At 62.3% G+C, this 15,707-nt stretch carries 13 protein-coding genes; 6 read left to right on the top strand and 7 right to left on the bottom strand.

Annotated features, from left to right (window positions below):
* Positions 1-2 precede the first annotated feature (2 nt).
* Positions 3-902, top strand: a complete 900-nt coding sequence (gene xerC, locus IB249_RS18005) for a tyrosine recombinase XerC (RefSeq protein WP_192307091.1) — start codon at positions 3-5, stop codon at positions 900-902.
* Positions 899-1,606: an HAD family hydrolase gene (locus IB249_RS18010; protein WP_192307092.1), complete on the top strand. Its 708-nt coding sequence runs from the start codon at positions 899-901 to the stop codon at positions 1,604-1,606. The genes xerC and IB249_RS18010 overlap by 4 nt, the downstream gene beginning before the upstream one ends.
* A 90-nt stretch (positions 1,607-1,696) precedes the next feature.
* On the opposite strand, the gene sutA is transcribed toward IB249_RS18010, so the two are convergent.
* The 4 genes from sutA to glnK form a co-directional block, all read right to left on the bottom strand.
* Positions 1,697-2,020 (bottom strand): transcriptional regulator SutA, encoded by a 324-nt coding sequence (gene sutA / locus IB249_RS18015; RefSeq protein ID WP_192307093.1) that lies wholly within the window; start codon positions 2,018-2,020, stop codon positions 1,697-1,699.
* A gap of 101 nt (positions 2,021-2,121) precedes the next feature.
* Positions 2,122-2,547, bottom strand: coding sequence for a secondary thiamine-phosphate synthase enzyme YjbQ (locus tag IB249_RS18020; RefSeq protein WP_192307094.1), 426 nt, complete (start codon positions 2,545-2,547; stop codon positions 2,122-2,124).
* A gap of 214 nt (positions 2,548-2,761) precedes the next feature.
* A complete protein-coding gene (locus tag IB249_RS18025; protein ID WP_192307095.1) occupies positions 2,762-4,099 on the bottom strand; it encodes an ammonium transporter in 1,338 nt (445 codons plus the stop codon).
* 36 nt (positions 4,100-4,135) lie between these two features.
* Positions 4,136-4,474, bottom strand: a complete 339-nt coding sequence (gene glnK / locus IB249_RS18030; protein ID WP_002555808.1) for a P-II family nitrogen regulator — start codon at positions 4,472-4,474, stop codon at positions 4,136-4,138.
* 418 nt (positions 4,475-4,892) lie between these two features.
* Between glnK and IB249_RS18035 the strand changes: the two genes are divergently transcribed.
* Together IB249_RS18035 and IB249_RS18040 are read left to right on the top strand one after the other, a co-directional pair.
* Complete coding sequence (locus tag IB249_RS18035; RefSeq protein ID WP_192307096.1) at positions 4,893-5,153, top strand: accessory factor UbiK family protein; 261 nt, start codon at positions 4,893-4,895, stop codon at positions 5,151-5,153.
* Positions 5,154-5,347: 194 nt separating this feature from the next.
* Positions 5,348-6,841: a YifB family Mg chelatase-like AAA ATPase gene (locus IB249_RS18040; RefSeq protein WP_192307097.1), complete on the top strand. Its 1,494-nt coding sequence runs from the start codon at positions 5,348-5,350 to the stop codon at positions 6,839-6,841.
* Positions 6,842-6,954: 113 nt separating this feature from the next.
* Here IB249_RS18040 and IB249_RS18045 read toward each other — a convergent pair whose 3' ends face one another.
* Positions 6,955-8,931 carry a methyl-accepting chemotaxis protein gene (locus IB249_RS18045; RefSeq protein WP_192307098.1) on the bottom strand — a complete coding sequence of 659 codons (1,977 nt, stop codon included), beginning with the start codon at positions 8,929-8,931 and terminating at the stop codon, positions 6,955-6,957.
* Between the two features lie 180 nt (positions 8,932-9,111).
* The gene (locus IB249_RS18050) at positions 9,112-10,032 is read right to left on the bottom strand and encodes a LysR substrate-binding domain-containing protein (RefSeq protein WP_192307099.1); all 921 of its coding nucleotides are present in this window, start codon (positions 10,030-10,032) and stop codon (positions 9,112-9,114) included.
* A 158-nt stretch (positions 10,033-10,190) separates the two neighbouring features.
* On the opposite strand from IB249_RS18050, the gene IB249_RS18055 reads away from it, so the two are divergent.
* A complete protein-coding gene (locus tag IB249_RS18055; RefSeq protein ID WP_192307372.1) occupies positions 10,191-11,585 on the top strand; it encodes a NorM family multidrug efflux MATE transporter in 1,395 nt (464 codons plus the stop codon).
* 46 nt (positions 11,586-11,631) lie between these two features.
* Here the strand turns inward: IB249_RS18055 and IB249_RS18060 are convergent, their stop codons facing one another.
* The gene (locus IB249_RS18060) at positions 11,632-13,305 is read right to left on the bottom strand and encodes a putative bifunctional diguanylate cyclase/phosphodiesterase (protein WP_192307100.1); all 1,674 of its coding nucleotides are present in this window, start codon (positions 13,303-13,305) and stop codon (positions 11,632-11,634) included.
* A 264-nt stretch (positions 13,306-13,569) separates the two neighbouring features.
* Here IB249_RS18060 and rep point away from each other — a divergent pair, with 264 nt between their 5' ends.
* Positions 13,570-15,579: a DNA helicase Rep gene (gene rep, locus IB249_RS18065; protein ID WP_192307101.1), complete on the top strand. Its 2,010-nt coding sequence runs from the start codon at positions 13,570-13,572 to the stop codon at positions 15,577-15,579.
* Positions 15,580-15,707: the final 128 nt, after the last annotated feature.

The following is a 15,707-nucleotide window of genomic DNA, read 5'->3' on the forward strand; positions in this document are numbered from 1 at the left end:
TCGTGGAAAGACAACTGGACGCTTACTGCGAACACCTGCGCAGTGAGCGGCAGGTGTCGCCCCACACGCTGTCCGCCTACCGCCGCGACCTGGACAAGGTCCTGGGCTGGTGTGTCAAACAGAACATCGGCAGCTGGGCCGCCCTGGATATCCAGCGCCTGCGCAGCCTGATCGCCCGCCTGCACGCCCAGGGCCAGTCGTCCCGCAGCCTGGCGCGCCTGTTGTCGGCGGTGCGCGGGCTCTATCACTACCTCAACCGCGAAGGGCTGTGCGACCACGACCCGGCCAATGGCCTGGCCCCGCCCAAAGGCGAGCGCCGACTGCCGAAAACCCTCGACACCGACCGTGCACTGCAACTGCTGGAGGGTGCGGTCGAGGATGACTTCCTGGCCCGTCGCGATCAGGCGATGATGGAGCTGTTCTACTCCTCGGGCCTGCGCCTGTCGGAGCTGACCGGGCTCAACCTCGACCAATTGGACCTGGCGGATGGCATGGTCCAGGTGCTGGGCAAAGGCAGCAAGACCCGACTGTTGCCCGTGGGCCAGAAGGCCCGGGAAGCGCTGGAGTTGTGGCTGCCCCTGCGCGCCATGGCCAACCCGGTGGATGACGCCGTGTTCATCGGCCAGCAAGGTCGACGCCTCGGGCCCCGGGCCGTGCAGGTGCGCATCAAGGCTGCTGGCGCGCGCGAACTGGGGCAAAACCTGCACCCGCACATGCTGCGACATTCTTTTGCCAGCCACCTGCTGGAATCCTCCCAGGACCTGCGCGCCGTGCAGGAACTGCTCGGCCACTCGGACATCAAGACCACCCAGATCTACACCCACCTGGACTTCCAGCACCTGGCCACGGTCTACGACAGCGCCCATCCTCGGGCCAAACGCATCAAGGGCGATGATTCATGACTATCCAGCTGATCACCTTCGACCTCGACGACACCCTGTGGGACACCGCCCCGGTGATTGTCAGTGCAGAAGCCGTACTGCGTGAATGGCTGACCGAACATGCGCCGAACCTCGGCGCAGTGCCGGTAGAGCATCTGTGGGGCATTCGTGAACGCATCCTGAGCACCGAGCCGGGGCTCAAACACCGCATCAGCGCATTGCGTCGCCGGGTGCTGTTCCAAGCGCTGCAAGAGGCGGGCTACGAACACGGGCAGGCGTCGGCCCTGGCGGACCAGAGCTTTGAGGTCTTCCTGCAGGCGCGGCATCAACTGGAAATCTTCCCGGACGTGCAGCCGACCCTGGAAATACTCGCCAACCACTACGCCCTGGGCGTGGTCACCAACGGCAACGCCGACGTGCGCCGGCTGGGCCTGGCGGATTATTTCAAGTTTGCCTTGTGCGCCGAAGACATCGGTATCGCCAAGCCGGATGCGCGCCTGTTCCAGGAAGCTCTGCAGCGTGGCGACGCCACGGCCGAGACGGCGGTGCACATCGGCGATCATCCGGGGGATGACATCGCCGGGGCGCAACAGGCCGGTCTGCGCGCGATCTGGTTCAATCCCACGGGCAAAGCGTGGGAAGCCGAGCGCTTGCCCGATGCACAGGTCCGCAGCCTGACCGAGTTGCCGGCCTTGTTGGCGCGGTGGAACAAGACCTCGGCCTGACACCTGTCTTGCATTACCTTCAACCGGTTATCCGACCCATGAAAAAGCCCGCAGCGACGGCGGGCTTTTTCAGCAAGCAAGGGCAGACGCTCAGATAGGCCGGCTGCCGTACTTATTGTCAGGCTTCTTGGGCGGATCGGCGACCACATTGGCCTCCACTTCCTGCACCTTGCCGCCGCGCGCCAGGAACTCTTCCATGGCCTTGGCCAAGGCATCGCGCTCCTTGTTCTTGGCTTCCACGCTTGGCAGCTCGTCAACCGACACCGCAGCCTTGGCCTTGCCTTTGGCAGTCGGGGCCGGCGTGTCGTCACCGCTGTCTTCAACGACGTCGTCCGCCGCTGCTTCCAGACCTTCTTCGGTATCGTCCTCGTCACCTACTTCGAGGTCGTCGTTTTCCAGATCATCGTCGCTCATGTTCTACCTCATGACTTGCAAAAAGCAGGTTAGTTATAGTCCAGCTTAGCCATCTGTCGAAGGCTGCCGGAAAAATTCAGTAACCGCTGGTGACCAGCGGTTCATGCCCCGTCACCGTGCAAGGTGGCGAGGACTTTACGAGCACCGCCATGATCTCGGTGCTCGCCCAGATAAACGCCTTGCCAGGTGCCCAACGCCAGCCTGCCTGCCGAAACCGGCAAACTGAGCTGACAGCCAAGTACGCTGGCCTTGAAGTGCGCCGGGAGGTCGTCCAGGCCTTCGTCGTTATGCTCATAGCCGTCTGTGCCTTGTGGGATCAGACGATTGAAAAACCGTTCGAAGTCGCGACGTACCGCCGGATCGGCGTTCTCGTTGATGGTCAACGACGCCGAGGTATGCTGCAGCCACAAATGCAACAGACCGACCCGGCATGCCTTGAGTTCAGGCAGGCCGGCGAGTAACTCGTCCGTTACCAGATGAAAGCCCCGGGGCCTTGCCCGCAGGGTAATCAGAGTCTGTTGCCACATACAGTTCTCCGCACGTTCGGGGCGCATTCTAGCGCGCTCTGGGAAAAAACAAAGACCCTAATATTCCTTCAATCACGTAAGTGATTGACCGTAAAAAAACGCCCACTGCAAACGCTATAAAACAGGTACGAAAAAACCTTTCAGCAGTATCTTCACTGACAAATCCCGGGCAAAAAAATGCCCGGCAAGCCGGGCAGTTTTTTTGTTGCGCGTCTTACAGGTTGTAGCCGCGCTCGTTGTGAAGCGCCAGGTCGATGCCGACAGCCTCTTCTTCTTCGGTGACACGCAAGCCCATGACAGCGTCCAGCACCTTGAGGATGATGTAGGTGACGATCGCTGTGTAGATAACGGTGAAGCCCACGCCTTTGCACTGGATCCAGACTTGTGCGGCGATGTCGGTGACGGTGCCGAAGCCACCCAGGGACGGTGCGGCGAACACACCGGTCAGGATCGCGCCGAGGATACCGCCGATACCGTGCACGCCGAAGGCGTCCAGGGAGTCGTCATAACCGAGTTTGCGTTTCAGGGTGGTGGCGCAGAAGAAGCACACCACGCCCGCTGCCAGGCCGATCACCAGCGCGCCCATCGGGCCCACGGTGCCAGCGGCCGGGGTGATGGCGACCAGGCCGGCGACCACACCCGAAGCGATACCCAGCGCACTTGGTTTGCCGTGGGTGACCCACTCGGCGAACATCCAGCCCAGTGCAGCGGCGGCGGTCGCGATCTGGGTGACCAGCATCGCCATGCCGGCGGTGCCGTTGGCGGCGGCGGCGGAACCGGCGTTGAAACCGAACCAGCCGACCCACAGCATGGCGGCGCCCATCAGGGTGTAACCCAGGTTGTGCGGAGCCATCGGAGTGGTCGGGAAGCCTTTACGCTTGCCAAGCACGATGCACGCGACCAGACCGGCGATACCGGCGTTGATGTGCACCACGGTGCCGCCCGCGAAATCGAGCACGCCCCAGTCCCACATCAGGCCGCCGTTGCCGGACCAGACCATGTGTGCAATCGGCGCATACACCAGGGTGAACCAGATGCCCATGAACACCAGCATCGCGGAGAACTTCATGCGCTCGGCGAAGGCACCGACGATCAGCGCCGGGGTGATGATGGCGAAGGTCATCTGGAAGGTGATGAACACCGCTTCAGGGAACAACGCCGCCGGGCCGGTCAGGCTGGCTGGCGTGACGCCGGCGAGGAAGGCCTTGCCCATGCCACCGAAGAAGGAGTTGAAGTTGACGACGCCCTGCTCCATGCCCGTGGTGTCGAACGCGATGCTGTAGCCATAAATGACCCACAGGATGCTGATCAGACCGGTAATGGCGAAGCACTGCATCATCACGGAAAGAATGTTTTTCGAGCGAACCATACCGCCGTAGAACAGCGCGAGGCCGGGAATGGTCATGAACAGCACCAGGGCTGTCGAGGTCAGCATCCAGGCGGTGTCGCCGGAATTGAGGACTGGGGCTGCCACTTCGTCTGCCGCCATGGCCAGGCTTGGCATTACGATGGACAACAGGGCTCCTAGCCCTGCGAATTTACGCAGAGTCATATTGTTTTCTCCTGGGGCGTTGGGGTTTGTGGCGGCTTAGATTGCGTCGGTATCGGTTTCGCCGGTACGGATGCGAATCGCCTGTTCCAGATTGACCACGAAGATCTTGCCGTCACCGATCTTGCCGGTGTTGGCGGCCTTGGTTATCGCCTCGATAACCCGGTCGAGATCCTTGTCGTCAATGGCGACATCAATCTTCACCTTTGGCAGGAAATCGACCACGTACTCCGCGCCGCGATACAGCTCGGTGTGACCCTTCTGCCGACCGAAGCCTTTGACTTCAGTGACGGTAATGCCCTGCACGCCGATCTCGGACAACGACTCGCGCACGTCGTCCAACTTGAACGGCTTGATGATGGCAGTGACTAGCTTCATGAAAACTCTCTCCCGAATTGGTGGACTTGCCCCAGGAAAACAAACCCGTCTCAAGTCTAAGCGCAGTGCCTGGCTTTGTAACGCATCGTCGGCCTTACCTGCCCGTCCGACGCCAGCTAACCGCTCCGCGCGAAACACTTCCCCCGTTTCGCTTGGCGCACTGCATTCGTCACAGCGACTGCATCAGTGCATGGGTTACTACCGACTAAGCAGAAAGCTTGCCAGCTCGGCAAAAACCCCGGAATTCAATCGCTTGCCCGCATCAATAGGCCATTGCGCTTTAATGGCCCTGCTTATACGCACAACAACGGTGCGCTGCCGTCCGTCCGCATGCGCGAAAAGCGTGCAGGACCAGTGGTCGGAATGGGCTTGGGACGCTGCGTGATACACTGCGGGCCTCGTTTACAGGACATTGCCCATGCTTGCGCCCAAAGACTTCCTCGACGCCCTGACCGGCACCGCCTCCCGTCTCTTCAGCGGCGACACGCCACTGCCGAAAAGCGAAATCGAAAGCCAGTTCAAGATGCTGCTGCAAAGCGCCTTCAGCAAACTGGACCTGGTGAGCCGCGAAGAATTCGACAGCCAGATGGTCGTCCTTGCGCGCACCCGCGCCCGCCTGGAAGCGCTTGAAACCAAGGTCGCGGAAATGGAAGCGAAGCTGACCCCGCCAACCGAATGAACCTCGCGAGCGTGCCCGCTTGTACAGGGGCCTGCCTCGCTGATCGATCCAATTGAGCCTGCGTACCCCACCAGAACCAGCGCGCAACATCCTGCGAAACTTCGCCTTCGCCGTTGCCGCCCGAAACCCTGTCCCCCGTCTACCCTTTTAAAAAGCCGCAGGAAGCGGCCGTCTCATTCGCTCAAGGAACGACCATGTCCCTCTCCATCGTCCACAGCCGCGCCCAAGTCGGCGTGGATGCGCCTGCTGTTACCGTTGAAGTTCATCTGGCCAATGGTTTGCCGTCGTTGACCATGGTGGGTTTACCGGAGGCCGCGGTGAAGGAGAGCAAGGATCGGGTGCGCAGCGCGATCATCAATTCGGGGCTGCAGTTTCCGGCGCGGCGGATCACGCTGAATCTGGCGCCGGCCGACTTGCCCAAGGATGGCGGGCGATTCGATCTGGCGATTGCCCTGGGGATTCTATCGGCGAGCGTGCAAGTGCCGACCTTGACTTTGGACAACGTGGAATGCCTGGGCGAACTGGCGTTGTCCGGCGAAGTCCGGCCGGTTCGCGGGGTGTTGCCGGCGGCGCTCGCGGCGCGCAGGGCCGGGCGTACGCTGGTGGTGCCCCGGGCGAATGCCGAAGAGGCGTGCCTGGCGTCGGGATTGAGGGTGATTGCGGTGGATCATCTGCTGCAGGCGGTGGCGCATTTCAATGGGCATACACCGGTTGAGCCTTATGCCTCGGACGGTCTGATCCACGCCGCCAAACCCTATCCCGACCTCAGCGAAGTGCAAGGCCAACTGGCGGCCAAACGCGCGCTGCTGATTGCGGCAGCGGGGGCGCATAACCTGCTGTTCAGTGGACCGCCGGGCACGGGCAAGACCCTGCTCGCCAGCCGATTGCCGGGCTTGCTGCCACCCCTGGCCGAGCATGAAGCCTTGGAAGTCGCGGCGATTCAGTCAGTGGCCAGCGGCGCACCGCTGACCCATTGGCCGCAGCGGCCATTTCGCCAGCCCCATCACTCGGCGTCCGGTCCGGCGCTGGTCGGGGGCAGTTCAAAACCGCAGCCGGGCGAAATTACCCTGGCCCATCATGGCGTGCTGTTTCTCGATGAACTGCCGGAGTTTGATCGCAAGGTGCTGGAGGTGCTGAGAGAGCCGCTGGAGTCCGGGCATATCGTGATTGCCCGGGCCAGGGAACGCGTGCGCTTTCCGGCGCGCTTTCAGTTGGTGGCGGCGATGAACCCTTGCCCCTGCGGCTATCTTGGCGAGCCCACGGGCCGGTGTTCGTGCACGCCGGACATGGTGCAGCGCTACCGCAACAAACTGTCGGGGCCGCTGCTGGATCGCATCGACTTGCACCTGACCGTGGCCCGGGAAGCCACGGCGCTGAATCCTGCGGTAAAACCCGGCGAAGACACTGCATCAGCCGCCACGCGGGTGGCCGATGCGCGCGAACGGCAGCACAGGCGCCAAGGCTGCGCCAATGCCTTCCTCGACCTGCCGGGCTTGCGCCGTCACTGCCACTTGTCCGCAACCGATGAAACCTGGCTGGAGACAGCCTGCGAACGATTGAACCTGTCACTGAGGTCCGCCCATCGACTGCTCAAGGTGGCGCGTACATTGGCGGATCTTGAGCAAGTCGAAGGCATTGCACGTGAGCATCTGGCCGAAGCGTTGCAGTATCGGCCAGCGACTCAGTAAGGCTTGGGATTGAGTCGTGCCCCAATCGCGAGCAGGCTCGCTCCCACAATGGATCCGCATACACCGGACCTTGTGGGAGCGAGCCTGCTCGCGATAGCTATCTCAGCCGCACCTCAACGAAACCGATCAACCTCGGACCGCAGATCTGCCGCCAGTTTCTCCAGCTCCTTGGCCGTGACGGCCAGGTTCGCCACCACCTCGCGCTGCTCGCTGTTGGCCAGCGCAATGCTTTGCAGGTTGCTGCTGAGCAGGGTCGCGGTGCTGCTCTGTTCCTGGGTCGCGGTGGTAATCGCTGCGAATTGCTGGCCCGCCGAGCGGCTCTGTTCATCGATGCGCGCCAGCGCCGATGCGACGTTGGCGTTGCGCGACAGGCCTTCCTGCATCAGCACGTTGCCCTGCTCCATGGTGCTGATGGCGTTGCCGGTTTCCTGCTGGATGCTCTGGATCATGCCGGAGATCTCGTCAGTCGCCTGACGCGTGCGGGACGCCAGGTTGCGCACCTCATCGGCCACCACGGCAAAACCACGACCCTGCTCACCGGCACGGGCCGCTTCGATCGCCGCGTTGAGCGCCAGCAGGTTGGTTTGCTCGGCGATGGAAGTGATCGTCCCGACAATGCCGCCGATTTCCTGGGAACGCTGCCCCAGGGTGTTGATCACGGTTGCCGTGCTGTTCAAGGCACCCGCGATCTGTTCCAGGGACGACGACGCTTCGTCCATGGACGTACGACCGATCTGCGTTTGCTGGGCGTTTTCCTGCGCCAGGCGCTGGGTGTTGCCCATGTTGTCGGCAATGTTCAGCGACGTGGCGCTGAACTCTTCCACGGCACCGGCCATGCTGGTGATTTCACCCGATTGCTGCTCCATCCCTTCATAGGCGCCACCGGACAGGCCGGACAGCGCCTGAGCGCGGCTGTTGACCTCTTGCGAGGCCTTGCGGATGTGCTCGACCATCGTCGACAGCGCCTGGCTCATCTGGTTGAAAGCACGGGCCAGTTGACCGATTTCATCGTTGCTCGACACATTCAGGCGCACGCTCAGGTCACCGGCACCGAGAGCTTCGGCCTGGCGTACCAGATCGCCCAGCGGCGCCAGCTTGCTGCGCAGCAGCCAGACGGCCGAGCCTACGGCGATCAGCATCGCCAGCAGACTGCCAATCGCCAGTTGAATCCCGACGCTCCAGGTTACCGCGCTGATTTCTTCCTGCGGCATGCTGGCCACGACCGACCACGGGCCGTCCTCGAAAGGCACGGAGACGCTGTAGAAGTCTTCGGACGTGTCGCTCCAGAAGCCGCCCTTGCTCGGCGTTTTCGACAGCGCGTTGATGGCCGGGGCGGCCTTGTCCAGCGCCTGGACGCCGGCGATCGGCACCAGCCAGTTGTTTTTCTCGTCCAGCAGCGCCAGAGAACCGGTCTGGCCGATGCGGAAGCGTTTCAGGTTGGCGAACTGAGCGTTCTGCGCATCGGTGTAGTCGAAGCCGACATACAGCACGGCAATCACCTTGCCGCTGCCATCGCGCACCGGCGTGTACTGTGACATGTAGTAGCGCTCGAACAACAGGGACCGGCCGACGAAGCTTTGCCCTGCCATCAGGCGGGCATATGCCGGGTTCGCGTGGTCGAGGACGGTGCCGATGGCACGACTGCCATCCTGTTTGCTGACGTTGGTACTGACCCGGATGAATTCTTCGCCGCTGCGCACGAAGACCGTGGCCACACCTGCGGTCATCTGCTTGAACTCGTCCACTTCCTTGAAGTTGTTGTTGAGCACTTCATTGCCCAGGTGCAAGCCCGGTGTCTGCGTACCCGCGACACTGATCTGCTCCTCCGGGTGCACGCTCAGCCCCCCGGTAAAACGCTTTTCGAACAGCCCCGCCAGACGCTGGGTGCTTTCACGCAACGTGCCGTGGAAGGTGCTCAACTGATCGGCCAGCAAGCGGGCCTCGCTGGCCAGGTGTTCCTCACGGGTGGCGAGGTTGGCAGTGTCCAGCGAACGCAGGGCAAACAAGGTACTGCCGGTGATGACGACCGCCAGTATCACGGCTAGCGCAAGGCCGAGCTGTGAGGCAATCCGGGCACGGGGTTGAGACATGACGGCTCCTGGCCGAGCGACCCCTCTTCCTTGATTGGCTGCTCAGCAAATTTTTCTAATAATGGGAATTGCTCAGAACCTGCACGAGGGTTCCACAATCATACTTTCGGCGCGAATCCCTAATACTTGAGTGGTTATCTCGGATATCTTGCAAGCCCGTAACCACGGGCGCGCAAACGTTCAACACAGGTGCTCGACCGCCGGCAGTTTCATGGCCTGAACCTCGCCCAGCAGGAAATCGCTGAGGCGGCGCAATCGTTCACCTCCGGGGCGGGTTTTCGGCCAGACCAGGTAATAATGCTCACCGCTGGCGACGGCGGTCGGCCACGGCAGACTCAGGCGCCCCTGCGCCACATCCTCGGCCACCATCAGCAGGTCGCCCATCGAGACGCCGTAGCCCCGGGCCGCCGCGATCATCCCCAACTCCAGCGTATCGAACACCTGGCCGCCCTTGAGCGATACCTGATCGGTCAGGCCCATGCGCTCCAGCCAACTGCGCCAGTCACGCCGGTCCGGCGTCGGGTGCAACAGATCGGCATTGGCCAGGCGCGTGACATCCCACGGCTGGTCGTTGAGCAGATTCGGCGCGCCCACCGGGATCAGCTCTTCCGGGAACAGCAAGGTGGCTTCCCAGTCCGGTGGGAACCGCCCGTTGCCGAGGATCACGGCGCAGTCGAAGGGCTCGTGGTTGAAGTCCACCGAATCGATGTCCATCCAGGCGCTGGTCAACTGCACTTCGTTGCCCGGTTGCAGGTGGCGGAACCGGCTCAGCCGCGCCAGCAACCAGCGCATGGTCAGGGTCGACGGGGCTTTCATGCGCAGAATGTCGTCTTCGGCGCGCAAGGTGTTGCACGCCCGCTCGAGTGCGGTGAAACCTTCGCGAATGCCCGGCAGGATCAACCGTGCCGACTCGGTCAGTTGCAAATGGCGCCCGCTGCGATGAAACAAGCGGCAGGCGAAATGCTCTTCGAGTGTACGAATGTGCCGACTGACTGCGCTCTGCGTAATCGACAGCTCTTCGGCGGCGCGAGTAAACGAGCTATGCCGCGCCGCCGCTTCGAAGGCACGAAGGGCGTAAAGGGGTGGGAGGCGACGAGACACCAGGAATACTCCGACAGCGTAATCCCATCAATCTATCAGAAGCCTCTCTAGATGAGTTTTTATCATGCCACCCATCCTATTTATCCCTTTGTGAAAACCCCGCAGAGCGCCGAGAATCGACGCTTTCCTGTTCTCTTTGACGATTGGGCGTGATGATCATGCAACATCCAGTGCGCACTGAACTCTGGGCCATCCTGCGGCTGGCGGGGCCGTTGATTGCTTCGCAGTTGGCGCACATGCTGATGGTCCTTACCGACACCCTGATGATGGCGCGCCTGAGCCCCGAAGCGCTGGCCGGCGGCGGGCTCGGGGCGGCGACTTACTCATTTGTTTCGATTTTTTGCATCGGCGTGATTGCGGCGGTGGGCACGCTGGTGGCGATCCGTCACGGTGCCGGCGACATTCCCGGCGCGGCGCGGCTGACCCAGGCCGGGTTGTGGCTGGCCTGGTTGATGGCCCTGGTGGCCGCGCTGCTGTTGTGGAACATCGAACCGGTCCTGCTGCTGTTCGGCCAGACCGAGAGCAACGTGCAGGCAGCCGGGCAATTCCTGCTGATCCTGCCGTTCGCCCTGCCCGGCTACCTGAGCTTCATGGCCCTGCGTGGTTTCACCAGCGCCATTGGCCGGCCAACACCGGTGATGGTCATCAGCCTGGGCGGCACCGTGGCCAACTTCGTGCTCAACTACGCGTTGATCACGGGCATGTTCGGGCTGCCGAAACTGGGCCTGGTGGGCATCGGCCTGGTCACCGCGATTGTCGCCAATCTCATGGCACTGGCGCTGGCGTGGCACATCCGGCGGCACCCGGCCTACGACGCCTATCCATTGCGCCAGGGGCTGTCACGGCCCAACCGCCAGTATCTGAAAGAGATGTGGCGCCTGGGCCTGCCGATTGGCGGCACCTATGCGGTGGAGGTCGGGCTGTTCGCGTTCGCGGCGCTGTGCATGGGCACCATGGGCAGTACGCAACTGGGCGCGCACCAGATCGCGCTGCAGATCGTCTCGGTGGCATTCATGATTCCGGCGGGGCTGTCCTACGCGATCACCATGCGCATCGGCCAGCATTACGGCGCCGGTCAACTGCAGGATGCACGGATGTCCGGACGGGTCGGCATCGCCTTCGGGGCCGCAGCGATGCTGGGCTTCGCGATGGTCTTCTGGCTGTTGCCGAACCCGTTGATCGGACTGTTCCTGGACCACAATGACCCGGCCTTCCGCCCGGTGATCGAATTGGCGGTGAGCCTGTTGGCAGTCGCCGCCTGGTTCGAATTGTTCGACGGCACGCAAACCATCGCCATGGGCTGCATTCGCGGGCTCAAGGACGCCAAGACCACGTTCCTGGTCGGCCTGGGTTGCTACTGGCTGATTGGCGCGCCCGCGGCCTGGTGGATGGCGTTCCATTTGAACTGGGGGCCGACGGGCGTCTGGTGGGGTTTGGCCCTGGGCCTGGCATGCGCAGCGGTGAGCCTGACCCTGGCATTCGAGTGGAAGATGCAGCGGATGATCCGGCGGGAGTCTTCAACACGGCGTTTTGCAATCGCCCAACCGGACTGAAATCCATTGGGGAAGCGAGCCTGCCCGCCCCACCTTTGTCCTGTGATCAGACGACCACTTCCAGCGCCGGCTGCTGGTTGCTGCCAAACATCAAGTAATCCACCAGCTCCGCCAACGGCAACGGCTTGCTGATCAGGTAGCCCTGCACCTGGTCGCAGCCGAAGCCTCGCAACAGGTCCAGCTGCTCCGGCGTTTCCACCCCTTCGGCGACCACTTCGAGATTGAGGTTATGCGCCAGGTTGATCATCGCGTGGACCAGTTTGCGGTTCTCCTCGCGCTCTTCCATACCGCCGACAAAGCTCTTGTCGACCTTCAACAGGGCGATCGGCAGGCTGTTGAGGTGCACGAAGGATGAGAACCCGGTGCCGAAATCGTCCAGCGAGAAACGCACGCCGAGGCGCCCGAGGGCATCCATGGTCTGTTGCACCAGATCGCTGCGCCGCATGACCGCCGTTTCCGTCAGTTCGAACTCCAGCCATTGCGCCTCGACGCCACGCTCGGCAATCAACCGGCTCAGGGTCGACAGCAACTGGCTGTCCTGGAACTGCCGGAACGACAGGTTGATCGCCATGTGCAGCGCCGGCAAGCCGCGTTCACGCAACACCTGCATGTCGCGCAACGCCCGGGAGATCACCCAGTAACCGAGCGGCACGATCAGGCCGCTCTGCTCGGCCAGCGGCACGAATTCGCTCGGTGGCAACAGGCCGCGCTCGGAGTGTCGCCAGCGCACCAGGGCTTCGAGGCCGACGATCTGCCCGTCCTCGAGGTTCAGGCGTGGCTGGTAATGCAACTCCAGCTCATCGCGGCGCAACGCCCGACGCAGCTCGCTTTCAAGGTCGGCCATGCTGCGGGCATTGCGGTTGATGCGTTCGTTGAAGATGTGAAAGGTGCAGCCCTGGGTGCTCTTGGCCTGCTGCATGGCGATGTGTGCGTGCCACATCAGCGGATCGGCGCCGGCCTGGGCACGGGCGTGGGCGATGCCCAGGCTGGAGCCGATCAACAGGCTCTCGCCGTCGACCCAGTAGGGTTCGGCCAGCGCTTCGGTGATGCGTTCGGCCATCCACTCGGCGCGTTGCGGTGCGCGGCGGGTGTCGATCAGCAGGGCGAATTCATCGCTGCCCAGCCGCGCCAGCTGATCGCCGGCTTCCAGCTGGCTTTTCAGGCGTGCGACCACTTGCAGGATCAGGCGGTCGCCGGCCTGATGGCCAAGGGCATCGTTGGCGTGGCGGAAGTTGTCGAGGTCAAGGTGACCGAGGGCCAGGCCCCGGCCTTCGTTTTCCGCCAGCCGCGCGGCCAGCAGGGTCTGGAAGCCCTGGCGGTTGGCAATGCCGGTCAACGGGTCCTGCTCGGCCAGGCGCTGCAAGGTGTTTTCCAGCAGACCACGCTCGCGTACATGCCGCAGGCAGCGACGCAACATGCCCGCGTCGAGATGATCGCGCACCAACCAGTCGCTCACGCCATCGGGCGGCAGTTGCGGCTCCTGTTCGAGCAGCAACACCGTCGGCAAATTGCACCGGCCCGGCGCGGGTTGAAGGGCCGGGACCGTCAACAACACCGCGCTGCGGTTGTCATCGAACAGAGTGCTGACCGATTCCCAGCTCGGAGCGCTGATGAGCACGGCCGAGCTCCCCATCGGAGCCAGACACTCGCGCAACAACGCTGCCCACGCTGGCTCTTCAGCCAGTAGCAGCAAACGCAAGGGTTCGACAGGCGTAGACAAGCTAGCTCCCTAGACTCTGCAATGATGAGGCGGCTGGCATTATGCCGTGCTGATAACCAATGACCAAATGGCATCCATTATCAGACGAGGTCCTTGTATCCGGAATTACGTACATTAGACGTAAATTCTCCGCGCATCCTGCGTGAAAGTATCAAAACCGGCAAATATGAATCGCGTGTTGCGTCACAAGTCGGAGAGAGCAGCACAATTCTCTGAGCCTGTTAAAATGCCGGCCCATTTCTTGACTGACTCCTGAATTCATCTATGTCCCGACTCAATCCCCGGCAGCAGGAAGCCGTGAGCTACGTCGGCGGCCCTCTTTTGGTGCTCGCCGGTGCTGGCTCCGGCAAGACCAGTGTAATCACGCGCAAGATCGCGCACCTGATCCAGAACTGCGGCATTCGCGCGCAGTACATCGTCGCCATGACGTTTACCAACAAGGCCGCGCGCGAGATGAAGGAGCGGGTCGGCACCCTGCTGCGTGCCGGTGAAGGCCGGGGCCTGACGGTGTGCACGTTCCACAACCTGGGACTGAACATCATCCGCAAGGAACACGTGCGGCTGGGCTACAAACCGGGCTTCTCGATCTTCGACGAGACCGACGTCAAGGCCCTGATGACGGACATCATGCAGAAGGAATACGCGGGCGACGACGGCGTCGACGAGATCAAGAACATGATCGGCGCCTGGAAAAACGACCTGATCCTGCCGGCCGTGGCCCTGGAAAACGCGCGCAACCCCAAGGAACAGACCGCCGCCATCGTCTACACCCACTACCAGCGCACGCTCAAGGCGTTCAACGCGGTGGACTTCGACGACCTGATCCTGCTGCCGGTGAAGCTGTTCGAAGAGCACGCCGACATTCTGGAAAAATGGCAGAACAAGGTGCGCTACCTGCTGGTGGACGAATACCAGGACACCAACGCCAGCCAGTACCTGCTGGTGAAAATGCTCATCGGCAAGCGCAACCAGTTCACGGTGGTGGGCGACGACGACCAGTCGATCTACGCCTGGCGTGGTGCGCGGCCGGAAAACCTGATGCTGCTCAAGGACGACTATCCGTCCTTGAAAGTGGTGATGCTGGAGCAGAACTACCGCTCCACCAGCCGCATTCTGCGCTGCGCCAACGTGCTGATCTCGAACAACCCGCACGAATTCGAGAAGCAGCTGTGGAGCGAGATGGGCCACGGCGACGAGATCCGCGTGATCCGCTGCCGCAACGAAGACGCCGAAGCCGAACGCGTGGCCATGGAAATCCTCAGCCTGCATTTGCGCACCGACCGGCCCTACAGCGATTTCGCGATCCTGTATCGCGGTAACTATCAGGCCAAGCTGATCGAGTTGAAGCTGCAGCACCATCAGGTGCCGTATCGCCTGTCCGGCGGCAACAGCTTTTTCGGACGCCAGGAAGTGAAAGACCTGATGGCCTACTTCCGTCTGATCGTGAACCCGGACGACGACAACGCCTTCCTGCGGGTGATCAACGTCCCACGCCGGGAAATCGGTTCGACCACCCTGGAAAAGCTGGGCAACTACGCCACCGAACGCAAGATCTCGATGTACGCCGCCACCGACGAGATCGGCCTGGGCGAGCACCTGGACAGCCGCTTCACCGATCGCCTGTCGCGCTTCAAGCGTTTCATGGACAAGGTCCGCGAACAGTGCGCCGGCGAAGACCCGATCTCGGCGCTGCGCAGCATGGTCATGGACATCGACTACGAGAACTGGCTGCGCACCAACAGCTCCAGCGACAAGGCCGCCGATTACCGAATGGGTAACGTGTGGTTCCTGATCGAAGCCTTGAAGAACACCCTGGAAAAGGACGAAGACGGCGAAATGACCGTCGAAGACGCCATTGGCAAACTCGTCCTGCGCGACATGCTGGAGCGTCAGCAGGAAGAGGAAGACGGTGCCGAGGGCGTGCAGATGATGACCTTGCATGCCTCCAAGGGCCTGGAATTCCCCTACGTGTTCATCATGGGCATGGAAGAGGAAATCCTCCCGCACCGCTCCAGCATCGAAGCCGACACCATCGAAGAGGAGCGGCGCCTGGCCTACGTAGGGATTACCCGCGCGCGCCAGACGCTGGCGTTCACCTTCGCCGCCAAGCGCAAGCAGTACGGCGAGATCATCGATTGCGCACCGAGCCGCTTCCTCGACGAGCTGCCACCGGACGACCTGGCCTGGGAAGGCAACGACGACACCCCGACCGAAGTCAAAGCCGTTCGCGGCAATAGCGCATTGGCGGATATACGCGCGATGTTAAAGCGCTAGAATTGACCACTTTTACTTAGACCCGGCATTTCCAGGCGCTGTGAAAACGTAGCGAGCGAGATAGGACAAGGCAAAAACAGCGACGAAGCGGAGTTTGCTGGCTGCAAATGAGCATTCCGAGCCTGTTT

Origin of the sequence: Pseudomonas sp. PDM04 (genome assembly GCF_014851765.1) — a bacterium.
In the GTDB taxonomy this organism is placed as follows: domain Bacteria; phylum Pseudomonadota; class Gammaproteobacteria; order Pseudomonadales; family Pseudomonadaceae; genus Aquipseudomonas.